A 22,298-nucleotide genomic window follows, 5' to 3' on the forward strand; every position below is an offset into this window, starting at 1 on the left:
TATGAATTTTACCCCTCTTAATTTGCTCATAAACCCATCTTTGGCCTATTAAACAACCAATTTTTATTATAAAACTAATTTCCTAAAGTATGGCAAAGTTTTACAAAGTTGGACTGTCTGCTATGATGATGTTTACTGTGGGTGCGAGTATGGCACAACAGAAAATTTCAATTACGGGGCGGATTACAGACAGTCAAGGAGCACCTTTATCGGGTGTAACGATTCGAGAAAAGGGTGGAAGTGTTTCTACTTCTACAAATGCAAACGGTACCTATTCATTGTCAGTTGGCTCCAATGCAACCATCTTAGTTTCCTATATCGGTTATCAAAATCAAGAGGTTGTTGTCAATGGTCGCAATGTCGTCAATGTAACTATGGACGGTGCAAGTGCTGCCATTGATGAAGTTGTAGTCGTGGGGTACGGACAACAGAAGAAGGCGAAATTGTTAGGGTCGGTTGCGACGATTGATGGCAAGAAGCTTGAAAGTAGAGCGGTAACGAACGTATCTTCGGCACTTTCGGGGCTTGCAGCCGGTGTCCAAGTCAAAGTCGGTAATGGTAAGCCTGGTAGTGATGGAGCAACCATTCGCGTACGCGGTACAGGTACCATGAACAATAATGATGCTCTTGTCATTATTGACGGTATTCAGGGGGTAATGGATGCAGTAAATCCGGAAGATATTGAAACAATATCAGTATTAAAAGACGCGTCTTCGGCAGCTATCTATGGTGCGCGGGCTGCGAATGGAGTTATTGTCATTACAACGAAGAAAGGAAAAGGCGGACAAGCGCCGCAAATAAAATATTCAGGTTTGTTTTCGAGAACAACGCCAAGCGCAAAGCCTGAATTTGTAAGCGATTATTTGAGACATATGAGCTTGTTTCAAGAGGCCGCAGAAAATATCGGCGAGAAAGGCCCATATACGCAAAGTGCTATTGATACCTGGACGGCGGCAAATGCTGATCCAAATGGTTTGACTGCTCAGGGCATACCAAATTATGTCGCATATCCCAATACAAACTGGGGCGATTGGATTTATGAGAATGCCTGGTTAAAAAGTCATAATGTCAGTGTTTTGGGGGGGAGTGAAAATATCCGCTACAATCTATCTGGAAGAATACAGGATAACCCTGGCATTATGCACAATACAGGGATGAAACGCTATGAAGGGCGGGTGAATCTGGAGACAGATGTTACCAACTTCCTGACCGTGGGTACACAGACATTTGTTGTTAAAGAAGAACGTTCTATGGCTTCAGATGCCAATCTGTATAATTTTTTGCGGCAAACTACACCAGGTATTTACCCAATGTATGACAGTAAGTTTGGAAGCGCTGTGCTCAGCTCCGGAGAATCATCTCAGCTGAACAATTTATTGACCTACCTTTACGATAATAAAGGAAGTAATGAACGTACACGGCTCAACGCAACCTTATTTGCAAATGTTAAACTTTGGAAGGGTTTGACGTTTGAAACGAAATTTAATTACCAGAGCCGATTTGATGAAGTGAAAACCTGGTCTGATCCGTCACCACGGTATGACTTTTCAACCATGACGATTACGTCGACTCCTGTTAACCTTGCGACCTCGACGACTGGACAGTCCTATAATAAAATTTACAGAAAATCTTTTGATAACGTATTGCGTTATAACACGACGATTGGTAAACATACGATTGGTGCATTAGTTGGTCATAATGAATTTTATTACAACGATTCTGGATTTAGTGCTTCTACAAAAGGATTGATAGATGCTACCATTACTAATATCGGTACAGGAACCGAGATGAATAGCATCTCCGGCGCAGAATCTGATAACTCCATGCGTTCTTTTTTCGGTCGCTTTAGCTACGATTATGATGGGAAATATTTAGCCGAATTTAGTTTACGCCGAGATGGTTCATCAAAATTTGGTCTTGGCAAGAAATATGGTACTTTCCCTTCTGTTTCGTTAGGATATATATTGTCTAAGGAATCATTTATGAAGGCGGTAGATCCTTATTTGCAAGATATTAAAATTCGTGGATCGTGGGGTAAATTAGGGAATGATGGCGGAGACGATCTGAACGTATATGGATGGCATGGTGTGTATGGCCAGGTAGGTTATTCTTTCAACGGCGCGCAGGCTAATGGTCTTAGATTGTCACGTTTTGGCAATAACTTGTTGCAATGGGAAGATTCCGAAAATAAGGAGCTTGGATTGGAATTTGCAACATTAAACCGACGCGCATCCGTGGAACTAAGTTTATACGATCGTAAAACTTCAAATATTATTCGTACAGCGCAGATGCCAATTACTGCGGGTACTGCTAGTGCTCCCTTTTATAACCAGGCCGCTATGCGTAATAAAGGAATTGAGCTTAACCTGAACTGGCGGGATAAGATCGGGGATTTCAGTTATAACATTGGTGGTAATTTCTCGTATAATAAAAATAAAGTTACGGAATACGAGGGTAAGCTGGTTCAAGGTATGGTTGATGACGGAACGGGAAAAATGGTATGGCAGACTAATTTAGGTGATGTATCTACAGGTGGTGTAAACCGAAGACTTGAGGGATACCAGTTGGATGAATTCTATTTACGTCAAGTATATAGAGGAAATGGTAGTTATTTTAATTCCGACGGATCCGTCAATGTTAACGGTGGACCTACTACAGGGATGATCCGTACGGATCAGGATTACGAGTGGGCAAAAGCGATGAAAGCTGCTGGTTATTCTTTTGTAACCTCATCCCAAGCCATTGCGGATAGCTATGGTTCGAATGCACGGATGTATTATGGAGACTTGATCTATGCCGATCTGAACGGAGATGGTATTTATGGAAATAATGCCGACCAGTACTTTACCGGAACGTCGACAAGTCCTAAATATATCTATGGATTTAATCTCGGATTCTCTTATAAAGGTCTTGATATGTCTATGATTTGGGCAGGAGAGGCTGGAGGACAGTATTATTGGACAGATGCTGGTTATAATAACAATGTGTTGATCCTTGGTAACCAGGTAACCACTCGTATTGCAGATGACCATTATTTCTATAACCCGGCGGCACCAAATGATCCACGTACCAATCAAAATGGATATTTCCCTAGATTGAAATACGGAACTTCTGCAGAAAATATCAATAATCAGGCAAGCGATTATTGGTTGTATAATGCAAATTTTTTAAAGCTTAGAAATTTGCAAATAGGTTATACGTTTGATAAGAAACTAACTGAAAAAGTTAAAGTACGTAGTTTAAGGGTATTTTTCTCTGGAGAGAACCTATTGATGTTTACTGATTTTCCGGGGTTAGATCCAGAAGTTGGTGCAGGAGCAGAATATCCAACAATGAAACAGTTTGCTTTTGGTTTGAATATTGGATTCTAAAAAGAGAAAGATTATGAAAAATAATATAAAAAAATATAATTTGTGGAGTAAAAAAATATTGCTTAGCGTGACTCTCGGTTCAGCAACATTGTTTTCTGCTTGTCAGAAGGATTTATTGGATACAGTACCTAAAACACAGGTATTGACCAATAATATGTGGCTAACTGAAAACCTTACGGACCAAGGTGTAAATGGTGTATATCAAGGTTTGCGCCTCGGTCAGATGCTTTATGTATATGATTCCTATGTTACTCTCCAAGGCCGGGATAATTCAACCTTGATGAATGCAACTGCCACAAGTTCATCCGGGATTTTTTCATCCACTTGGCAAAATTTATATGAAGGTGTTCATCGGAGCAATAATGCGATCTATGGGATAGCCAATGTGTCACCAGTGGGAGCAGAGAAAAAGGCTAAATTAACTGCAGAAGTAAAATTCTTACGCGCCTATTACTATTATCGATTGAATCAGTTGTATAAAGGAGTGCCTATTTATACCGATCCAATCGAATGGGACAAAGTTGATAAACCAAGGAATACTGAACAGGAAGTTTGGAGCTTTATCATTAAAGATCTCACGGATTGTATCAACGAAGCTCAGTTACCAAATCGCTATGATAAAGGAAATGCAAACTTTGGCCGGGTGACAAAATCTGCCGCTTATGCGCTCCGTGGTAAGGTTTATATGTATACGCAAGAATGGGCAAAAGCAATCGCTGATTTCGAACAAGTCAAAAGCCTGGGACACAGTTTATTTAGCGATTATGCATCTCTATTTAAAGGAGATAATGAACAAAGTCCCGAAATTATATTTAGCATCCAAAATATGGCTTTGGCAGGATATGGCTCCGATTACCAATTTAGATTCGGATCACGTTCAGCATTTGGGTCCAATTGGAATACTTATTTAGTACACCCTGATGCTGCAGACCGCTATCAACGCAAAGATGGATCTAAGTTTAATTGGGACGATTACTTGCCAGGCTATAATCAGATGTCACCGGGCCAAAGGGAGGTGTTTTTCTTGCGGAATAATTTGACCGCTACTGAAATATCTAATATTGACAAACGGACTACAAACAAGCTTGATATGTCTTTGTATTTGCCTACCGGTAATGAAGAACGCCTGAAGAAAGCCTATGAAGATCGTGATCCTAGACTAGCAAGTAATGTGATTTTACCTTACTCTACATTTGTGGGAGCCAATGGTGCAACAGATCAAACCTTTACGTCAAGATGGCCATATAGACAGGAGTTTGGTGGCGTATTTGATTTGAGAACGGATATCGTCCCTAATTTTTACTACTACCCACGTAAGTTTGTTTACGAAGGTGCTAATCCAGGTATACCAAATAGAGAAGCTGGAGCATATGATTATATCGTCATGCGTTATGCAGATATCCTTTTGCTATGGGCGGAGGCATTGAATGAGTCAACAAAGCCTAGCGAGGCAGTATTAAAGGTAAATGAGGTCAGAAAGCGTGCAGGAGTTGGAGAATTACCCTTAGGAATTGGTGAGCAGGATCTCCGAAAAGAAATTCGTGAAGAACGCCGTCGTGAGTTGATGTGTGAAGGTGTTATTTATTTTGACGAGTTGCGTTGGAAAACATTGAAAGAGACTTCTTTTTATACAGGAAATGGTATTAAACAAGCATGGGGAGGAGTCGTTTCTCCGTATGACTGGAGAGGTGATCAGCTCTATACATGGCCAATTCCACAAGTGGAACGGGAACGAAACACAGCCTTGACACAAAATAGTGGCTGGGACGATTAAGAAATAGGAGAAGATTTTTCTGTCTCCTGTAAAGAAGTTGTTATCAATCGCTCATGCAATCGTTTGCTCGAGCGATTGATTTCTTTTTGTTTGTTTTTTTTAGTTAAAATAAAGATTTTTAATGTTTTGTGTAACACTTCGATTGTGTTCGTTATAAACCAATGTCAATGAAAAGAAGACTCTTATTAAAACTATTGGGCGGTGCCGGAATGGGCGCACTGGCGACATCTTTTGCTGGTGAAGCGAATGCCAATGTTGCCGCGTCGGAAAGAAATAATTACAGCGAGAACGATCGTGCCTATTGGGTATCTATTTTACATAAGATGGCTGCTCCAATATTAAGCAATATCAGTAAGCAACAATGGCGTAAAAATATGCCGATGGAAGTGAGTCCTACTTTCGATAGTAGGGATCCTGGAGTCGGATACCTGGAAGCTTTCGGTCGTTTGTTGGCAGGTATGGCTCCTTGGTTGGCCTTACCGGATGACGCAACTGAAGAAGGTCAATTGCGTAAAAAATTACGTGACCAAGCATTATTGGGTATACAATATGGTGTAGATCCAAAATCTCCGGATTATTTTACTTGGCGAGGACCTTCATCTCAGACCCTTGTGGATGCAGCGCATCTTGCACTGGCTTTTCTGAGGGCCCCAAAAGCTTTATGGCAGCCTTTGGACCAGGCCACTAAGCAAAGAGTCGTCGAAGAGTTTAAACTGCTACGGAAGATCAAGCCCAATGAAAGTAATTGGCTGCTTTTTGCGGCAATGACAGAAACATTTCTTTACAGCATAGGAGAGGAATGTGCACGGGAAAAGATCGATTATGCGGTCAATAAATTTGATCAGGAATGGTATGTGGGGGATGGCTGGTATAGTGATGGTGCCCATTTTAGTTTTGACCACTACAATGGTTATGTGATCCATTGTATGCAGGTGGAGTCACTGCGTCATAACATTTCAGCGGGAGGAAAATACAAGGAAATGTATGATAGAGCCTATAAACGAATGCAGCGTTATGCGCATCACCTGGAACGCATGATCTCTCCGGAAGGTCATTATGTCGTTGTTGGACGCTCCTCAACTTATAAAAATGCCGCATTCCAGCCTCTAGCGACTGTTGCCTTAGAAAATAAGCTACCCGAAGATATCTCAAAGGGACAGGTTAGGGCTGCATTGACCACGATACTTCGACATATTTATATTGATAAGACATTTGCACCCTCAGGATGGCTGCGTATGGGAGTGGTAGGTGACAAACAATCCAATCTCGCAGATTACTATACAAACGCAGGTTCGATGTATGTGGCCTCCCTGTCATTCTTGCCATTGGGGTTACCGGCAGACGATGAGTTCTGGACCTGTGCTCCACAACCCTGGACTTCCCAAAAATGCTGGAATGCTGAGCAATTTCCCAAAGACTATTATGTAAGTTATTAAACAAAAAAGAATAAAAAAGCAAAAGATTAAGGACTGGATAAAATGAAGATACAACACTATATTACGGGGGCTTTAATGATCGGATTAGGAATGCAGGGAATTTCCTGTTCCAGTCAGCGAAACTTAGGGACAGTGAAATTGGGGCTTGACAAAGAATTTGTCCGTACCAATTTAGAAGATGCACACAAACAAATCGCTTACCTCGCAGCATCGATCGGTGAATCGGATATGCCTACAACCTATAAAGATGGTAAATATGTGAATTGGGGTTCAAGCTGGTGGTGTTCGGGGTTTTATCCCGGTACAGTGCTCTATCTCTATGAATATACCAAAGATGAGAAGCTATTAACGGAAGCAAAAAGTAAGCTGAAGGAACTCGAGAAGGAAAAGAACAACAAGGGGACACATGATTTGGGTTTTATGTTGTACTGCAGCTTTGGTAATGCATTACGCTTGACGGGAGATTCGGCTGCTTATAAGGAAATTTTAAGTACCGGAGCAGCCTCATTGGCGACCCGTTTCCACGAAGCACCCAAAACTATCCGTTCATGGGATGGGGGCAAAAACTGGGATGGCCAGCCTTGGACTTACCCAGTGATTATTGACAACATGATGAACCTGGAGTTTCTGACGGAAGTTTCCAAAATGACAGGTGATAAGCGTTATCGTGATATTGCGGTGCAACATGCCAATACAACGATGGTCAATCACTACCGAAAAGATTACAGTTCCTACCATGTCGTGGATTACAATCCAAAGGATGGAAGCATTATTTCGAGAAAGACTGCTCAAGGTGCGTTTGATGAGTCTGCATGGGCTAGGGGACAGTCTTGGGGACTGTATGGTTATACGATGATGTACCGCGAGACCGGCGACAAGAAATATTTGGAGCAAGCTCGACATATTGCACAGTTTTATCTGAATCATCCCAATCTTCCAAAAGATCTGATACCTTATTGGGATATGGACCAGAACAAGCTTACTCCGGATAGTAAATATTATAGCCAGAAAGATCTTCGTGATGTGTCGACCGCTTCGGTGACCGCTTCGGCTTTGCTGGAACTGGCGCAATACACAACAGGTGGTGAAAGCCAGCTGTATATCTCAAAGGCTGAGCAGATGTTGCGGTCTTTATCATCTAAACCCTACAAAGCAGATTATAAAGAAGCCGGTGGCTATATTTTAAAACATAGTGTTGGTTCGATTCCACATAAAACAGAGGTTGATGTTCCTTTAACCTATGCTGATTACTATTATGTAGAGGCATTGGTTCGGTATGATCGGTTGCTTCGCGGAGAAAAGGTCATCAAGCCATAGAAACTATCATAAGTGCCTAGTCTTTGAAACAATGTTTGATTTATTGTTTCAAAGACATGATAATAATTCTATTGAATACTACAATTTTTAGAGCGAATTTTTTATTAGGTCACAATAGATCATGAACCATAAACATATATCAAATCCTGCTCCTTTGATATGGAAAGATGGTTCAGTTCTTATCGTTTTTAAAGGACGTAGCCGTGGAAAGAACTATCCATTTCAGAGCGAGCTAAAAAGAGGTAAATAGCCAAGAGAAATTTTCATTGGGAGGATCTCTTGTTCAGGGCTGTTCCATTAGTAGCAATAGATAAACAATATGATCTACATCTCCCGGATGTATTAGAGGCATATTGTTCCAATTATAAACTACCAATATCATAAATCTAACAAAGAATGAGAACAACAAACAGTAAACTCAGATTCATTGCAGTCGCACTGATGAGCACACTTTCGGCAATGATGGCCTGTCATAAGGATATGCTGAAGCCCGAAAGCTCTATTGCTCAGCTGCAAAAAAAAGCAGCTACTTTTGATTCCGCAAATGAGGTCAGCCTTTTGCCCGTCGCAGATGCGTATGTTCAGGATGGGACTAACGCCAGTACCAATTATGGTGATAATAGTTGGCTGATTGCCAAAGATGATGCTCCAGGTTATCGAAGGGATATCTATCTGCGTTTTGATCTGACCGCATTGCCCAGCAATGTTGCTAGTGTACAGTCAGCACGTGTTGAATTGGCTGGTGGGGTTTCCAGTGCTGCGGATACAGCAAATGCCAAGTGGCTGTACTACACAACGCTTGAAAAAGATTGGGGTGAGAAAACGATCAATTGGAATAATGCGCCAGCGACAGGGACAAAGCTTGGAGAAGTCAATGGAAAACTAAAAGTTACAAATGGAATTGTCTATCTCGATATTCCCTCCTCAGTGATTCAAGAAGCTTTGGATTCGGACAGAAAATTGTCTATTAAGATTGTCGCACAGCGAAAAACCTCCGGTTCTACTTCATTTTATTCCGACTTTCAGTCTAAAGAAGCACAGGATGTGGGACTTCGACCAAAATTGAAAATTGATTATACAGCATCGGGGCCAAACTTTTATAGCAACCTAGTCATGGATAAAGTAACCTTTGACTCCATTCAGCTTGATCTAGCAACATTATCCGCCGCCCAAACGCTAATAAACAATCAAGTTACTGTTAAAGCAAATGATGCATTGAATACAGTTCCTGTTCCGGTTGCAAAAATTTCAGATCCCGATGGCAAGAATAAAGTGCAGACTGATGCAGCTAAGGTGTATTCGTTGGCGCTACAATATTTTTTGTTTCAGGAGCAGGCAAATGCAGGGCAATATGTTGATAAGGCGAAGGAATTTCTTCTTTCTTGGGCAGCCGTTAACGCAGCAACAAGCCAAACTCCCGATGAAAGTATATATCTTCCATTTCTTACAGGATATTCACTTATTCGTGCAAAAATTGATGCTAACAGCAGGATGACGATCGACAATTGGTTACGGACAAGATATAACTTTTACAAAACTCAATCGGTCAGAACCAATAATTGGGAAACTATCCGTAATCTGTTGATGATTGATATCGCTTATATACTGAATGATGGAGCGCTTATCAACCAAGCGACGTCAGATTTTAGTACTCATCATAATAAAAATTATCGTGCGGATGGGGCTAGCATAGATTTTCTTGGCAGGGATGCCTTTGCCTATCATGTGTATGATCTAGAGTTTATCGGACAGATTGGTCGCACTTTTTATATCAAACGAGGCCGGCATATGCTTGATAGTTTGGTAAATCACCGTGCTACAAAATGGGTTAATTTAAGAATTAATCCCAATGATACGCCAGTCTTGGGTGGATCTATCAGGGATGCGGTCTCTTTTATGGCCCCTTATGTCTTGGATCCTGACAATAATATTCATCTTGAATTTGTCAACACCGAATGGGCTCCTGACAAAACTAGAGCTGATTATAATAAATCGTTTAATGCGGCAGGATCCAGCTATGCTTTTGTCCAGATGGCATCCATTATGAAGGGCGAGATGTTCGGTTTCCTGAAAAAGTTAAATCCTAGTTTCAACAGATATACTGATTTGCGTTACTATATTAACTCTTATGGGCCATCTTTAAGTACTTCGCCTATGACCAATGTGACATTGTATGGTGATACTCCTTTCCGTGGCTGGTATAAACAGCTTGGCATTGGAAGTTACAGTCTTACTGATTTGCAAGGACTGGGTGTTACGAACGACCAACTGAGCAGTATTAGTATTCCAAAAGGTTTTAAGGTTACACTCTATGAAAATGGAGATTTTACAGGAGATTCTGTGCTATTAACTGGACATACCATTGATTTGTCAATCTTAAACTTTAACGATAAGACATCTTCGCTGTTGATTGAATATCTTTAGTCAATTTATCTAAATGAAAAGGTGTTTTTTGTAATTATAGTGTGTGCTTGACCTATGTCCATTTCTTCTATGTAGAAACATTGGTGCGATATGACCGGTTGCCCCTTGGAGAAAAGGTAATCAAGCAATAAGAGCTATTTTTTTGAGTTTTCAACAAAGTTATTAACACGATGTGGAAAAGTGAAGTATATTACATACTTCACTTTTTTGTTTTATTAGATTTAATCCGCTCTATTAGAACCAAGTTTCTTTATGCTGTTCTCTGTCAAATACAGCGTCTCTCATTTATTGCACATTGGTATAACAAGTTTACATCAATTTTTATATTAGCAGGGGTTTAACAGGGGTATTATCCCTGTTAAACCCCTGCTAACCCCTAATAAAAATAGTGTTACTCCTTTTTTAATTCGGAATCTGATGTTAACTTGTTAATTATTTACTCCTGAAGAAGCAAGTTACAGGTAGGTTTTATATTTGATACATGTCCGATAAAGATAGGCGAGCAGAATTAAATACGTTTATGCAATGTATCTGTCGTGTTCATAATTTAAAATGATACCTTTTTTGTGACTAAAATTCATTACTAAATCATTTGGTCTTTTCGTACTTTTATCCCAATGACCGATATTCAAAAGAGATTCGACCGCATACTTGCTATTTATATGCATCTACAGGCTAAACCTGTGGTCACTGCTGCTGCTTTGGCAGAACGCTATGAAGTAAGTCCGCGTACGATTTATCGTGATATCAGATCCCTGATGCAAGCAGGGATTCCGATTTACGGTGAAGCGGGAAGCGGTTATTCTTTGGTGGAGGGATATAAAATGCCACCTCTGCAATTTACCCGAGAGGAGGCATTGAGTTTTGTGGCAGCGGAGAAACTGGTGGAAAAGTATACAGATCGGAATCTTGCGCATCATTTTACAACAGCATTGCTAAAAATGAAAGCCATATTACGGGGTAACGAAAAAGAACAGGTAGCCTTAGTTGGGGATAACTTTCTGGTGCGCGGTGGGCGTCATCAATTCAATGAGAAGCTAACCCATGGCACCAATATACTGATCGAAAGCATCGCTGCTAAAAAATGTGTGGAAATCTATTATTCCAAACCTTCGGATAAAACTCCAGAAAGGCGTGAAATCGAAGCTGTGGGTATTTTTGTGGAGAGCAAGTTTTGGTATGTCCTCGCTTTTTGTAGATTACGACAAGATTACAGGCAATTCCGTTTGGACAGAATAAACAATATTAGAATACTTGCCGAAGATTTTGGAAAAGAGCATCCCGAGTTATCTTTCTTTCTGAATAAACGTCATGACGTTCCCACGACAAAAGTCGTTGTGCAAGTAGATAAGGATATGGCCCGCTATATGGAATGGGATCGTCACTATTTTGGTTTCCAAAAGGAAACTGTCACCGATAATTATGTAGAGATGCATTTCGAATGCATTAATATGGAGAACGGCTTTGCGCGCTGGTATCTGATGTTTGCTGATAAAGGAACAATTATTGAACCCGAATCGTTAAAAGAGGTCGTAAAGCGTCTGCTTTCATCGGCTTTGGAACAAATCTAAAAGATACTATCCATAACCTAATTTACAGTAGTTTTTTGAGCAACTGCGGATGCAGAGATTCGATATGCCTTCGGTATCTGTTCGAGCCTGCTTCGTGTCAGAGTCAGCTTGTATCCGTGGTGAGTCTGACATGAGTCCGTGGTGACTCCGAGTTAAACTCGGAGTCACCACGGTTGTACTTCTTTCTCACCCCGCATTTATGTGCGATAGGGCACGAATCAGACCAGAAAGAGGGGCGAATAGAAATCGAAGGATGCTCAAATAGTGGGAATAACACGGACTCAAGATCGGCGCAATGGATAATCGGTGCGAGTATGAGTTTTTGAGGAGGTGACTAACTACCCTCTTTCCCAAAAAAATGGAGGTTCTATACCAAGTAATCTTAGATAAACAAATCCTTGGCCACGGTGGTGGATTTCATTATCGATAAAATAAAGGATGCTGTGAATGACTGGCGATTTGTACTGGCCGAATAGGTTGAATTCTTCGGCAAAGCGTTCTTCTGGAATTTGATTGAACAATTCACTGATCTGAGGAGTAGCTTCATCCCAGGCCTGAAGCAATTGTGCTTTGGTCGAATAACTGAGATTCTCATTGAGTTCGCCGCTCTTGTTGGTGACAATTTCTTGGAGACCTGGCGCAGCAATACCTAATAGCTCCTTAATCATATCTGCAAAAGTGCGCATGCCTTCTACTTTGTAATTGAACAATCCTTCTTCTGGAAATTTTTCAATAGTCTGTCTTGTCAGGTTTCTGTGGCCTAACCAATGCTGAAGTAGCTCGTTTTTGGAAATGATTTCTGTTTTCATGATTCTCGTATTTTAAAGTTTTTATAGTAAGCAATACATCGCCTTCTGCGTTGTACGATAGTTCAAAATTAGGGTGATCTGTGACAACTGTATGGCAGCAGAAATAAATGCAAGTAATTTTATTTTTCTGGAGGTGATTTAATCGGAGCGGAGAGCTGGATAGGTATTATTCGGAAATTTGACGCGGATAAAGAAAAGATCTAGAAAATAAAAAAAATAATTCACTAATTATTTGACAGTTATAAAAATGTTTGTAACTTTGCAGTCCCTTAATGGGAATAGTATGTCTTGAGCGAAGCCCTACTGCTTCGAAGGACTTTTAATTAATTAATTTACAACATGTCAGGTATTATTGGAAAAAAAGTAGGAATGACGAGCCTGTTTAACGCTGATGGGAAAAATATTCCTTGTACAGTGATTCAGGCCGGGCCGTGCGTGGTTACGCAGATACGTACGGAAGAAAAGGATGGCTACTCGGCAATTCAACTTGGTTTCGACGAAGCTAAGGAGAAAAACACGACAGCTCCTTTGAAAGGGCACTTTGCGAAAGCAAACACAACGCCTAAGCGTAAGTTGGTAGAGTTTAAAACTTTCCCAGATGCAAAACAACTTGGTGACGTAGTTGACGTTACTCTTTTTGAAGAAGGTGAGTACGTAGATGTAGTCGGTACTTCAAAAGGTAAAGGTTTCCAAGGTGTAATGAAACGTCATGGATTTGGTGGTGTAGGTGGTGCGACTCACGGTCAGCACAACAGATTACGTGCTCCAGGTTCATTAGGTGCTTCATCATGGCCTTCACGCGTATTCAAAGGTATGCGCATGGCTGGTCGTACAGGTGGTGACAGAGTTAAAGTTCAAAACTTACAGGTGTTGAAAGTTTACGCTGAGCAAAACCTTATCGTTGTTAGTGGTTCCATTCCAGGAGCTAAAGGTTCTTATGTAATCGTAGACAAATAGTAGAGATGGAAGTTAAAGTTTTAAATTTATCAGGTAAAGAAACAGGTGCCAAGGTGCAACTTCCTGAGTCGGTATTTGGGTTAGAGCCTAACGATCATGCGATCTATTTGGATGTGAAACAATACTTAGCGAACCAACGCCAAGGAACTCACAAATCTAAACAACGTAACGAAATCGCGGGTTCTACTCGTAAATTACACAAACAAAAAGGTACTGGTGGTGCTCGTGCGGGTTCTATCAAATCTCCATTGTTTAATGGTGGTGGTCGTGTATTCGGTCCTCAACCTCGTGACTACTCGTTCAAATTGAACAAAAAATTGAAACAAGTAGCACGTAAATCAGCATTGTCTTACAAAGCAAAAGATAATAACATTGTGGTATTGGATGAAGTAAAATTCGATGCTATCAAAACTAAAAACTATGTTGCTTTAATCAATGCGTTGAATGTAGCTGATGAGAAAACATTGTTGGTATTGCCAGCTTACGATGAAATTGTTTATAAATCAAGCAGAAACTTGAAAAAAGCAAAAGTTATTGTTGCATCTGATTTAAATACATATGATGTATTGAACGCAACAAAATTATTGTTGACTACAGATTCTGTTAAATCTTTGGAGGAAGCATTAGCTAAGTAATATGGAAATTATCAAAAAACCTATCTTGACTGAGAAAGCTTCTATGTTAACGGAGAAATTAAACCGTTACGCTTTCAAAGTAGATCACAGAGCAAACAAAATCCAGATTAAAGCAGCTGTTGAGGCTATGTTTGGTGTTACAGTTCTTGCTGTAAACACTGCAGTAGTAGCTGGTAAAGCAAAAAGCCGTTACACAAAAGCAGGTTTCGTATCTGGTAGAGCTCCTAAGTATAAAAAGGCTGTCATTACTATTAAAGACGGCGAAACTATTGACTTTTACAGTACTATATAATAAAAAATGGCAGTTAAAAGATTCAAACCGGTAACCCCTGGTACTCGTTTTAGAGTAGGCGCTGACTACTCTGATGTTACTACAAACGTTCCTGAAAAATCGTTAGTAGTAAAAATCAACAAGAAATCAGGCGGTCGTAATAACTCCGGTAAAATGACTATGCGTTATCTCGGTGGGGGACATAAAAAAGTATACCGATTAATTGATTTCAAACGCGATAAAAAAGATATCCCTGCAAAAGTAGCTACTATCGAGTACGATCCAAACCGTACTGCTCGTATTGCCTTGTTGCATTACGCTGATGGTGAAAAACGTTACATCCTTGCTCCAGCTGGTTTAGTAGTTGGTCAAACTGTAATCGCAGGTGATAAAGTTGCCCCAGAAGTTGGTAATACATTACCATTAGCAAACATTCCATTGGGTTCTATCATCCACAACATTGAATTAAATCCTGGTCAAGGTGGTTCAATTGCTCGTTCGGCTGGTACTTATGCTCAATTGTCTGCTCGTGATGGTAAATATGCCATCATCAAATTGCCTTCGAGCGAAACACGTATGATCTTATTGACTTGTGTTGCTACAATTGGTTCAGTATCGAACCATGAAAGATCTAACCAAGTGTTAGGTAAAGCAGGTCGCAAACGTTGGTTAGGTCGTCGTCCAAGAGTTCGTGGTGTTGCGATGAACCCAGTAGATCACCCTATGGGTGGTGGTGAAGGCCGTACTTCAGGAGGTCACCCACGCTCACGTACAGGTGTATTAGCTAAAGGCTTCAAAACACGTTACAAGAAGAAAACATCGAATCGTTACATCATTGAGAGAAGGAAAAAATAATGGCTCGTTCAATTAAAAAAGGTCCTTATATCGATCACAACTTAGAAAGAAAAGTTCTTTCTATGAATGAAACTAACAAAAAGTCAGTTATCAAAACATGGTCTCGTAGATCAATGATTTCACCTGATTTTGTTGGCCATACCTTCGCAGTGCACAACGGGAATAAATTTATCCCTGTTTATGTAACAGAGAATATGGTAGGTCACAAGCTTGGTGAATTCGCGCCTACGCGTACATTCAGAGGCCACGCAGAAAAGAAAAAATAATAGGTAATGGAAGCAACAAAAAAACTTAAAAAGTCTGTCTTAATTAGACAACGCAAAGAGCAAGAGAAAGCTCAAAAAGGAGGAGCTTCGGATGCCAAATTATTGAACTGCCCTACTTCGCCTCGTAAGATGCGTTTAGTGGTAGACTTAATTCGCGGTCAACGTGTTGAAAATGCATTATACATTTTGAAACACTCAAGTAAAGAAGCTGCTGCTCGTGTAGAAAAATTATTATTATCTGCAATCAAAAACTGGGAAGCCAAAAACGAAGGTAAATCAGTGGAAGAAAGCGAACTAATTGTAAAAGAAGTATCAGTAGGTGGCGGTCGTCAATTGAAAAGATTGCGTCCAGCTCCTCAAGGTCGCGGATACAGAGTTCGTAAACGTTCAAATCACGTTACGTTGGTAGTTGATAGCAAATTAAACGTTGAACAAAACTAATTTATTGAGAAATGGGACAAAAAGCAAATCCAATAGGTAGCAGATTAGGAATCATCAAAGGTTGGGATTCTAACTGGTTCGGAGGTAAAAACTATTCCGATAAATTAGTTGAAGACGAAAAAATCAGAAAATATCTTTCTGTTCGTATTGCAAAAGGTGGTGTAGCTAAAGTTGTTATCGAAAGAACTTTAAAACGTATCACTGTTACAATTCACACTGCTCGTCCAGGTATCGTTATCGGTAAAGGTGGTCAAGAAGTTGACAAGATCAAAGAAGAGTTGAAAAAACTGACTAAAAAGGATGTTCAAATCAACATTTTCGAGATCAAACGCCCTGAGTTAGATGCTAAGTTAGTAGCTGAAGGTGTCGCTAAACAATTAGAGGCACGTATTTCATTCCGTCGTGCAATGAAAACTTCAATCGCTTCTACCATGCGTATGGGTGCAGAAGGTATCAAAATCATGTGTTCTGGTCGTTTAGGTGGTGCTGAAATGGCGCGTACTGAACAATACAAAGAAGGAAGAACTCCTTTACACACATTGCGTGCTGATATCGACTACGCTTTAGCTGAAGCATTGACTACATACGGTAAAATCGGTATCAAAGTTTGGATCTGTAAAGGTGAGGTTTACGGTAAACGTGACTTATCTCCAAACATTGGTCAAGCATCTGGTGTAAAATCACGTGGCAACCACGAAGGTGGTGGCGAGCGTCGTGACAACCGTAACAACAAAGGTGGTCGCGGTGGAAACAACCGTGGTGGAAACCGTGGTGGAAACAACCGTGGTCCGAAAAAAGATTAATAGTTATTTAGATTACAACAAAAACCTGCTGAAAAAGCAGATTTAAAAAGTATACGAACATGTTACAGCCAAAAAGAACGAAGTTCAGAAAGATGCAGAAAGGCCGCATGAAAGGTAACGCTTCTCGTGGAGCGGAGTTAGCTTTCGGTTCTTTCGGTATCAAAACAATGGAGCAAGCATGGATCACTAGTCGTCAAATCGAGGCAGCTCGTATTGCGGTTACACGTTATATGAAACGTGAAGGTCAAGTTTGGATTCGTATTTTCCCTGACAAACCTGTTACGAAAAAACCTGCAGAGGTACGTATGGGTAAAGGTAAGGGTGCTCCAGAATACTGGGTAGCAGTAGTACGCCCAGGCCGTATGTTATTTGAAGCAGAAGGTGTGCCTTTGGAAATTGCCAAAGAAGCTTTACGCCTTGCAGCGCAAAAACTTCCGGTTCAAACTAAGTTTGTGATTCGTAGAGACTACGTTGAAGCATAAAAATCTTGGTAATGTCATCATTTAAGCGTTAGGGCCGTTACCCCTAACGCTATATATAAAGCGATGATAACCCAAATAACAACTGAAAAAACATGAAAAATTCAGAAATTTTAGAATTATCTAATGAGGACTTAAAAGCTCGTCTTGTAGAAGAGAAAACAGCCCTTACAAAATTGAAATTTGCACATGCTGTTTCAGCTATTGAGAACCCTAACGTGATCAAAGCAGCACGCAAAACTATCGCTCGTATCAGTACAGAGATCAGTGCACGCAAAGCTGCAGCTAAAAATGAAACAGCCTCTGAGGCGTAAAATTTAAAGTCGAAATGGAAAGAAATTTAAGAAAAACAAGAATCGGCTTAGTAGTTAGCAACAAGATGGACAAATCTATCGTGGTATCAGTGGAACGTAAAGTGAAACACCCGATCTATGGTAAGTTCGTTAAAAAAACTACTAAATTTAAAGCTCATGACGAAACTAATACCTGCGGTATCGGCGATACGGTATTAATCATGGAAACTCGTCCGCTGAGTAAAACAAAAAACTGGAGATTAGTAGAAATTATAGAAAGAGCTAAATAACATGGTACAACAAGAATCAAGACTTAATGTAGCTGACAATAGCGGTGCTAAACAAGTTTTAGTAATCCGTGTATTGGGCGGTACGCGCAAGCGTTATGCATCAATCGGAGATAAGATTGTTGTATCGGTGAAAAGCGCTATGCCTTCAGGAAACGTGAAAAAAGGTTCCGTTTCTAAAGCAGTAGTCGTTAGAACGAAAAAGGAAATCCGTCGTAAAGATGGTTCATATATCCGTTTCGATGACAACGCCGCTGTATTATTAAATAATAATGATGAACCACGTGGTACACGTATCTTTGGCCCTGTTGCTAGAGAGTTGCGTGAGAAACAGTTCATGAAAATTGTATCATTAGCACCGGAGGTTTTATAATTATGGCACAGAAAACAAAAACAACTACGCACAAAATCAAAATTAAAAAAGGTGATTTAGTGAAAGTTATCGCTGGTAACTCTAAAGGTGTTCAAGGAAAAGTATTAACTGTTTTAGTGGATAAAAATAGAGCTATCGTTGAGGGCGCTAACATCGTAAAAAAACACACTAAACCAAGTGCAGCTAATCCTAATGGTGGTATCATTGAGAAAGAAGCTGGTATTCACATCTCTAATTTAGCTGTTATCGATCCTAAAACAGGTGCAACTACACGTGTAGGTCGTAAGTTAAATGCAGATGGTAAATTAGTTCGTTACGCTAAAAAATCAGGGGAGGAAATTAAATAATGACTTACGTACCAAGATTAAAAGTGAAATATGCGGAAGAAATCCGTAAAGCACTTCAAGAAAAATTTCAGTATAAAAGTATTATGCAGGTTCCTAAACTTGAGAAAATCGTTGTTTCACAAGGCGTAGGAGCTGCAACAGCTGACAAAAAATTAATCGATAACGCTATCGCTGAGTTGACTTTAATCACAGGTCAACAAGCCGTTGCTACAAAATCGAAAAAAGATATTTCAAACTTTAAATTACGTAAAGGTATGCCTGTAGGGGCACGTGTTACTTTACGTGACAACAATATGTTTGAATTCTTGGATCGTTTGGTAGCAGTATCGCTTCCACGTATTCGTGACTTCCGCGGTATCAACGATAAAGGTTTCGACGGACGTGGTAACTATAACTTAGGTATCACTGAGCAAATCATTTTCCCTGAGATCAACATTGATAAAATCAACAAGATCCAAGGTATGGATATCACTTTCGTGACTTCTGCTCAAAATGATGTTGAGGCTTTAGAATTGTTGAAACAATTCGGTTTACCATTTAAAAATCAAAATACTAATAACAATGGCTAAAGAAGGATTAAAAGCACGCGAAGTAAAACGCGCTAAATTGGTAGCTAAATATGCGGCAAAACGTGCAGAATTAAAAGCTGCTGGCGATTACGTTGCATTAGATAAATTACCTAAAAATGCTTCTCCAGTACGTTTACACAATCGTTGTAAATTGACTGGCCGTCCTAAAGGATATATGCGTCAATTCGGTATCTCTCGTGTAACTTTCCGTGAGATGGCTTTAGATGGCAAAATCCCAGGGGTGAAAAAAGCTTCTTGGTAATTAAAAAAAAAATACTTAATTTTGCCCGGGCAATTCAATTTAGGATTGCCGGGGTTTTTGCATTTTAAAATTGTTTAACAGATAGAAGGTCCCATACCAATGGTTGGGAGGGAAACCGCTGTCACAAATTTTCATATATAATGACTACAGATCCAATTGCGGATTACCTTACACGAGTAAGGAATGCCATCAAGGCCAACCACAGGGTTGTTGAAATTCCTGCATCGAACCTTAAAAAAGAGATCACGAAAGTTCTTTTTGACAAAGGTTACATTGCTAATTACAAATTCGATGAGAATGGCGTACAGGGTACGATCAAAATCGCATTGAAATATAATCCAATTAGCAAAATTCCGGCTATTCGTACGTTGACACGTGTGAGTAAACCTGGTTTAAGAAAGTATGCAAGCGTTGATACTATGCCTCGTGTTTTGAACGGTTTAGGTATTGCTATCTTGTCAACATCGAAAGGTGTAATGACAGATAAAGAAGCTAGACTTCAAAATGTTGGTGGTGAAGTTTTATGTTACGTTTATTAATCTAGGTAAAAGCACAAAGAAATGTCAAGAATTGGAAAAGCGCCTATCGCTATCCCTGCTGGGGTAACTGTTACTATTTCGGACAAAAACTTAGTTTCAGTAAAAGGTCCTAAAGGCGAATTAACACAACAAGTTGACCGTGACATCACGATTGCTCAAGAAGAGGGCAATATCGTTGTAACACGTCCAACTGATCAAAAGAAACACAAAGCATTACACGGTCTATACCGCTCCCTGTTGGCTAACATGGTTCACGGTGTGACTGAAGGTTACAAAACTACGCAAGAGTTAGTCGGTGTAGGTTACCGTGCTTCAAGTACTGGTAATGTATTAGAGTTAACTTTAGGTTTCTCTCACCAGATTGTTTTTGTATTGCCAAAAGAGGTTAAAGTATCAACTACTGCTGATAAAGGTAAAAACCCTACAATCACTTTAGAGTGTGCTGACAAACAATTGATCGGACAGGTAGCGGCAAAAATCCGTGGCTTCCGTAAACCAGAACCTTACAAAGGAAAAGGTGTTAAGTTTGCAGGTGAAGTATTGAGAAGAAAAGCAGGTAAATCAGCTAAAAAATAATAATCATGGCAGGACAAAAAGCATCTCGTAGAGAGAGAATCAAAAAAGGAATCAGAAAAAACCTTGCTGGAACGTCTGAACGTCCACGTTTATCGGTTTTTAGAAGTAACAAAGGTATCTATGCGCAAATCATTGACGACAATGCAGGTAAAACATTAGTTGCTGCATCTAGCTTGTCAAAAGAGTTTGTTGCATCTGGTAACAAGGTTGATCAATCTAAAGCTGTAGGTAAATTGGTGGCTGAAAAAGCATTAGCAGCAGGTATTAATAAAGTAGTTTTTGACCGTAATGGGTACTTATACCATGGCCGTATCAAATCTTTGGCTGAAGGTGCTCGCGAAGGCGGTTTAGACTTTTAATCATAGAAAGAAATGGCATTAAGCAATATAAAAAGAGTAAAATCAAGCGAAATTGAATTAAAAGATCGCTTAGTAAGTATCCAACGTGTAGCTAAAGTTACTAAAGGTGGTCGTACTTTCAGCTTCTCTGCAATTGTTGTAGTAGGTGATGAAAACGGTATCGTAGGTTACGGTTTAGGTAAAGCTAAAGAGGTAACTGAAGCAATCACGAAAGGTATCGATGACGCAAAGAAAAATTTGGTAAAAGTTCCTATTATCAAAGGTACTGTTCCTCACGCGCAATATGGTAAATATTCTGGTGGTTCAGTTTTGATTAAACCAGCTGTAGGTGGTACAGGAGTTTTAGCCGGTGGTGCAATGCGTGCAGTATTGGAGTCTGCTGGTATCAAAGATGTATTGGCTAAATCATTAGGTTCTTCTAACCCACACAACGTGGTAAAAGCAACTGTAACTGCTTTAGCAGAAATGCGTGATGCGTATACAGTAGCACAACACCGCGGTGTCGATTTGAATAAAGTATTTAACGGTTAATTATCATGGCAAAAATCAAAATCACCCAGATAAAGAGCGTTATCGACAGAAGCGAGCGCCAAAAGAAAACTATTGAGGCATTGGGTTTGAAAAGAATCAACCACTCAGTAGAAGTTGAAGCTACTCCATCAATTATTGGAATGGTACGTAAAGTAAACCATTTAGTAGCTATCGAAACTATTTAATATTAGCATATGGAAGAGGTCTTTGGGCTTCTTCCATTACTTGTTATTAATAATCATTATTTTTTAATCGCTAGTACCTGTTTAGTGAGAGCGAAGGGCTAGCACAATTTAGTTTAAAAATGAACTTAAGTAATTTAAAACCTGCAAAAGGTGCAGTAAAAAGTAGCAAACGTATTGGCCGTGGTACTGGTTCTGGTCGTGGTGGTACTTCAACGCGTGGTCACAAAGGTGCTGGTTCTCGTTCAGGTCACTCTACGAAAATCGGTTTCGAAGGTGGTCAAATGCCTTTGCAACGTCGTGTGCCTAAATTTGGTTTCAAAAACATCAACCGTGTTGAGTACAATGGTGTGAACCTAGATACTTTACAAGCGTTGATCGAGAAACACAATTTAACAGCTGTAGATTTCGATGCATTGAAAGCTCATGGTTTAGTGTCTAAAAATGACAAAGTTAAAATCTTGGGTCGCGGTGAATTGAAAGCTAAAGTTGAAGTAACAGCGCACGCGTTTACTGCTTCTGCTCAAAAAGCTATTGAAGCTGCAGGCGGTTCTATCGTTAAAATTTAATA

At 40.0% G+C, this 22,298-nt stretch carries 27 protein-coding genes; 26 read left to right on the plus strand and 1 reads right to left on the minus strand.

The features are described 5' to 3' along the window. Positions 1–89 precede the first annotated feature (89 nt). The 6 genes from BV902_RS03925 (at position 90) to BV902_RS03950 (ending at position 11,893) form a co-directional block, all read left to right on the plus strand. The gene (locus BV902_RS03925) at positions 90–3,371 is read left to right on the plus strand and encodes a SusC/RagA family TonB-linked outer membrane protein (protein WP_075990867.1); all 3,282 of its coding nucleotides are present in this window, start codon (positions 90–92) and stop codon (positions 3,369–3,371) included. A 13-nt stretch (positions 3,372–3,384) separates the two neighbouring features. Further along, positions 3,385–5,145 carry a RagB/SusD family nutrient uptake outer membrane protein gene (locus BV902_RS03930; protein WP_075990868.1) on the plus strand — a complete coding sequence of 587 codons (1,761 nt, stop codon included), beginning with the start codon at positions 3,385–3,387 and terminating at the stop codon, positions 5,143–5,145. A gap of 167 nt (positions 5,146–5,312) precedes the next feature. Then, positions 5,313–6,581, plus strand: a complete 1,269-nt coding sequence (locus BV902_RS03935) for a DUF2264 domain-containing protein (protein WP_075994617.1) — start codon at positions 5,313–5,315, stop codon at positions 6,579–6,581. Positions 6,582–6,623: 42 nt separating this feature from the next. Next, positions 6,624–7,898, plus strand: coding sequence for a glycoside hydrolase family 88 protein (locus BV902_RS03940; RefSeq protein WP_083663470.1), 1,275 nt, complete (start codon positions 6,624–6,626; stop codon positions 7,896–7,898). A gap of 396 nt (positions 7,899–8,294) precedes the next feature. Continuing rightward, a complete protein-coding gene (locus tag BV902_RS03945; RefSeq protein ID WP_075990870.1) occupies positions 8,295–10,322 on the plus strand; it encodes a CBM96 family carbohydrate-binding protein in 2,028 nt (675 codons plus the stop codon). 617 nt (positions 10,323–10,939) lie between these two features. Then, positions 10,940–11,893, plus strand: a complete 954-nt coding sequence (locus tag BV902_RS03950; RefSeq protein ID WP_075990871.1) for a helix-turn-helix transcriptional regulator — start codon at positions 10,940–10,942, stop codon at positions 11,891–11,893. Positions 11,894–12,231: 338 nt separating this feature from the next. On the opposite strand, the gene BV902_RS03955 is transcribed toward BV902_RS03950, so the two are convergent. Then, a complete protein-coding gene (locus BV902_RS03955; protein WP_075990872.1) occupies positions 12,232–12,702 on the minus strand; it encodes a DinB family protein in 471 nt (156 codons plus the stop codon). 339 nt (positions 12,703–13,041) lie between these two features. Here BV902_RS03955 and rplC point away from each other — a divergent pair, with 339 nt between their 5' ends. The 20 genes from rplC (at position 13,042) to rplO (ending at position 22,296) form a co-directional block, all read left to right on the plus strand. Beyond that, positions 13,042–13,659: a 50S ribosomal protein L3 gene (gene rplC, locus BV902_RS03960; protein WP_046674864.1), complete on the plus strand. Its 618-nt coding sequence runs from the start codon at positions 13,042–13,044 to the stop codon at positions 13,657–13,659. A 5-nt stretch (positions 13,660–13,664) separates the two neighbouring features. Then, the gene (gene rplD, locus BV902_RS03965; protein WP_075990873.1) at positions 13,665–14,294 is read left to right on the plus strand and encodes a 50S ribosomal protein L4; all 630 of its coding nucleotides are present in this window, start codon (positions 13,665–13,667) and stop codon (positions 14,292–14,294) included. A 1-nt stretch (position 14,295) separates the two neighbouring features. After that, positions 14,296–14,586, plus strand: coding sequence for a 50S ribosomal protein L23 (gene rplW, locus BV902_RS03970; protein WP_075990874.1), 291 nt, complete (start codon positions 14,296–14,298; stop codon positions 14,584–14,586). Between the two features lie 6 nt (positions 14,587–14,592). Continuing rightward, on the plus strand, positions 14,593–15,420 hold the full coding sequence (gene rplB / locus BV902_RS03975) for a 50S ribosomal protein L2 (RefSeq protein ID WP_046674867.1): 828 nt from the start codon (positions 14,593–14,595) through the stop codon (positions 15,418–15,420). Next, complete coding sequence (gene rpsS, locus BV902_RS03980) at positions 15,420–15,686, plus strand: 30S ribosomal protein S19 (RefSeq protein WP_002997495.1); 267 nt, start codon at positions 15,420–15,422, stop codon at positions 15,684–15,686. Before rplB ends, rpsS begins: the two co-directional genes overlap by 1 nt. Positions 15,687–15,692: 6 nt before the next feature. Further along, a complete protein-coding gene (gene rplV / locus BV902_RS03985; RefSeq protein ID WP_070570408.1) occupies positions 15,693–16,127 on the plus strand; it encodes a 50S ribosomal protein L22 in 435 nt (144 codons plus the stop codon). Positions 16,128–16,138: 11 nt separating this feature from the next. Then, entirely contained in the window at positions 16,139–16,930 is a 792-nt protein-coding gene (gene rpsC, locus BV902_RS03990) for a 30S ribosomal protein S3 (RefSeq protein ID WP_075990875.1), read from the plus strand. Between the two features lie 59 nt (positions 16,931–16,989). Continuing rightward, entirely contained in the window at positions 16,990–17,412 is a 423-nt protein-coding gene (gene rplP, locus BV902_RS03995) for a 50S ribosomal protein L16 (protein ID WP_046674870.1), read from the plus strand. A 92-nt stretch (positions 17,413–17,504) separates the two neighbouring features. Then, entirely contained in the window at positions 17,505–17,723 is a 219-nt protein-coding gene (rpmC, locus tag BV902_RS04000) for a 50S ribosomal protein L29 (protein WP_046674871.1), read from the plus strand. A gap of 14 nt (positions 17,724–17,737) precedes the next feature. After that, complete coding sequence (gene rpsQ / locus BV902_RS04005) at positions 17,738–17,992, plus strand: 30S ribosomal protein S17 (protein ID WP_046674872.1); 255 nt, start codon at positions 17,738–17,740, stop codon at positions 17,990–17,992. Position 17,993: 1 nt separating this feature from the next. Then, positions 17,994–18,362 (plus strand): 50S ribosomal protein L14, encoded by a 369-nt coding sequence (rplN, locus tag BV902_RS04010; protein WP_046674873.1) that lies wholly within the window; start codon positions 17,994–17,996, stop codon positions 18,360–18,362. A gap of 2 nt (positions 18,363–18,364) precedes the next feature. Next, positions 18,365–18,709: a 50S ribosomal protein L24 gene (rplX, locus tag BV902_RS04015; protein ID WP_070570406.1), complete on the plus strand. Its 345-nt coding sequence runs from the start codon at positions 18,365–18,367 to the stop codon at positions 18,707–18,709. Beyond that, positions 18,709–19,278 carry a 50S ribosomal protein L5 gene (gene rplE / locus BV902_RS04020; protein ID WP_046674875.1) on the plus strand — a complete coding sequence of 190 codons (570 nt, stop codon included), beginning with the start codon at positions 18,709–18,711 and terminating at the stop codon, positions 19,276–19,278. The genes rplX and rplE overlap by 1 nt, the downstream gene beginning before the upstream one ends. After that, positions 19,271–19,540, plus strand: a complete 270-nt coding sequence (gene rpsN / locus BV902_RS04025; protein WP_028071569.1) for a 30S ribosomal protein S14 — start codon at positions 19,271–19,273, stop codon at positions 19,538–19,540. Before rplE ends, rpsN begins: the two co-directional genes overlap by 8 nt. Positions 19,541–19,680: 140 nt before the next feature. After that, on the plus strand, positions 19,681–20,079 hold the full coding sequence (gene rpsH, locus BV902_RS04030; RefSeq protein WP_046674876.1) for a 30S ribosomal protein S8: 399 nt from the start codon (positions 19,681–19,683) through the stop codon (positions 20,077–20,079). Between the two features lie 21 nt (positions 20,080–20,100). Continuing rightward, a complete protein-coding gene (gene rplF / locus BV902_RS04035) occupies positions 20,101–20,655 on the plus strand; it encodes a 50S ribosomal protein L6 (protein ID WP_070570404.1) in 555 nt (184 codons plus the stop codon). A gap of 5 nt (positions 20,656–20,660) precedes the next feature. Beyond that, positions 20,661–21,014, plus strand: coding sequence for a 50S ribosomal protein L18 (gene rplR, locus BV902_RS04040; RefSeq protein WP_046674878.1), 354 nt, complete (start codon positions 20,661–20,663; stop codon positions 21,012–21,014). 12 nt (positions 21,015–21,026) lie between these two features. Continuing rightward, positions 21,027–21,545: a 30S ribosomal protein S5 gene (gene rpsE, locus BV902_RS04045; protein WP_075990876.1), complete on the plus strand. Its 519-nt coding sequence runs from the start codon at positions 21,027–21,029 to the stop codon at positions 21,543–21,545. Positions 21,546–21,550: 5 nt separating this feature from the next. Further along, positions 21,551–21,730 carry a 50S ribosomal protein L30 gene (gene rpmD / locus BV902_RS04050; protein ID WP_046674880.1) on the plus strand — a complete coding sequence of 60 codons (180 nt, stop codon included), beginning with the start codon at positions 21,551–21,553 and terminating at the stop codon, positions 21,728–21,730. Between the two features lie 119 nt (positions 21,731–21,849). Then, a complete protein-coding gene (gene rplO / locus BV902_RS04055) occupies positions 21,850–22,296 on the plus strand; it encodes a 50S ribosomal protein L15 (RefSeq protein ID WP_070570400.1) in 447 nt (148 codons plus the stop codon). Positions 22,297–22,298 lie beyond the last annotated feature (2 nt).

Origin of the sequence: Sphingobacterium sp. B29, assembly GCF_001952815.1 — a bacterium.
In the GTDB taxonomy this organism is placed as follows: Bacteria; Bacteroidota; Bacteroidia; order Sphingobacteriales; family Sphingobacteriaceae; genus Sphingobacterium; species Sphingobacterium siyangense.

What these genes read in the sequence shown, in the direction of transcription:
- BV902_RS03925 (WP_075990867.1), top strand. Translation starts at nt 90, where the DNA reads ATGGCAAAGTTTTACAAAGTTGGACTGTCTGCTATGATGATGTTTACT.
- BV902_RS03930 (WP_075990868.1), top strand. Translation starts at nt 3,385, where the DNA reads ATGAAAAATAATATAAAAAAATATAATTTGTGGAGTAAAAAAATATTG.
- BV902_RS03935 (WP_075994617.1), top strand. Translation starts at nt 5,313, where the DNA reads ATGAAAAGAAGACTCTTATTAAAACTATTGGGCGGTGCCGGAATGGGC.
- BV902_RS03940 (WP_083663470.1), top strand. Translation starts at nt 6,624, where the DNA reads ATGAAGATACAACACTATATTACGGGGGCTTTAATGATCGGATTAGGA.
- BV902_RS03945 (WP_075990870.1), top strand. Translation starts at nt 8,295, where the DNA reads ATGAGAACAACAAACAGTAAACTCAGATTCATTGCAGTCGCACTGATG.
- BV902_RS03950 (WP_075990871.1), top strand. Translation starts at nt 10,940, where the DNA reads ATGACCGATATTCAAAAGAGATTCGACCGCATACTTGCTATTTATATG.
- BV902_RS03955 (WP_075990872.1), bottom strand. Translation starts at nt 12,702, where the DNA reads ATGAAAACAGAAATCATTTCCAAAAACGAGCTACTTCAGCATTGGTTA.
- rplC (WP_046674864.1), top strand. Translation starts at nt 13,042, where the DNA reads ATGTCAGGTATTATTGGAAAAAAAGTAGGAATGACGAGCCTGTTTAAC.
- rplD (WP_075990873.1), top strand. Translation starts at nt 13,665, where the DNA reads ATGGAAGTTAAAGTTTTAAATTTATCAGGTAAAGAAACAGGTGCCAAG.
- rplW (WP_075990874.1), top strand. Translation starts at nt 14,296, where the DNA reads ATGGAAATTATCAAAAAACCTATCTTGACTGAGAAAGCTTCTATGTTA.
- rplB (WP_046674867.1), top strand. Translation starts at nt 14,593, where the DNA reads ATGGCAGTTAAAAGATTCAAACCGGTAACCCCTGGTACTCGTTTTAGA.
- rpsS (WP_002997495.1), top strand. Translation starts at nt 15,420, where the DNA reads ATGGCTCGTTCAATTAAAAAAGGTCCTTATATCGATCACAACTTAGAA.
- rplV (WP_070570408.1), top strand. Translation starts at nt 15,693, where the DNA reads ATGGAAGCAACAAAAAAACTTAAAAAGTCTGTCTTAATTAGACAACGC.
- rpsC (WP_075990875.1), top strand. Translation starts at nt 16,139, where the DNA reads ATGGGACAAAAAGCAAATCCAATAGGTAGCAGATTAGGAATCATCAAA.
- rplP (WP_046674870.1), top strand. Translation starts at nt 16,990, where the DNA reads ATGTTACAGCCAAAAAGAACGAAGTTCAGAAAGATGCAGAAAGGCCGC.
- rpmC (WP_046674871.1), top strand. Translation starts at nt 17,505, where the DNA reads ATGAAAAATTCAGAAATTTTAGAATTATCTAATGAGGACTTAAAAGCT.
- rpsQ (WP_046674872.1), top strand. Translation starts at nt 17,738, where the DNA reads ATGGAAAGAAATTTAAGAAAAACAAGAATCGGCTTAGTAGTTAGCAAC.
- rplN (WP_046674873.1), top strand. Translation starts at nt 17,994, where the DNA reads ATGGTACAACAAGAATCAAGACTTAATGTAGCTGACAATAGCGGTGCT.
- rplX (WP_070570406.1), top strand. Translation starts at nt 18,365, where the DNA reads ATGGCACAGAAAACAAAAACAACTACGCACAAAATCAAAATTAAAAAA.
- rplE (WP_046674875.1), top strand. Translation starts at nt 18,709, where the DNA reads ATGACTTACGTACCAAGATTAAAAGTGAAATATGCGGAAGAAATCCGT.
- rpsN (WP_028071569.1), top strand. Translation starts at nt 19,271, where the DNA reads ATGGCTAAAGAAGGATTAAAAGCACGCGAAGTAAAACGCGCTAAATTG.
- rpsH (WP_046674876.1), top strand. Translation starts at nt 19,681, where the DNA reads ATGACTACAGATCCAATTGCGGATTACCTTACACGAGTAAGGAATGCC.
- rplF (WP_070570404.1), top strand. Translation starts at nt 20,101, where the DNA reads ATGTCAAGAATTGGAAAAGCGCCTATCGCTATCCCTGCTGGGGTAACT.
- rplR (WP_046674878.1), top strand. Translation starts at nt 20,661, where the DNA reads ATGGCAGGACAAAAAGCATCTCGTAGAGAGAGAATCAAAAAAGGAATC.
- rpsE (WP_075990876.1), top strand. Translation starts at nt 21,027, where the DNA reads ATGGCATTAAGCAATATAAAAAGAGTAAAATCAAGCGAAATTGAATTA.
- rpmD (WP_046674880.1), top strand. Translation starts at nt 21,551, where the DNA reads ATGGCAAAAATCAAAATCACCCAGATAAAGAGCGTTATCGACAGAAGC.
- rplO (WP_070570400.1), top strand. Translation starts at nt 21,850, where the DNA reads ATGAACTTAAGTAATTTAAAACCTGCAAAAGGTGCAGTAAAAAGTAGC.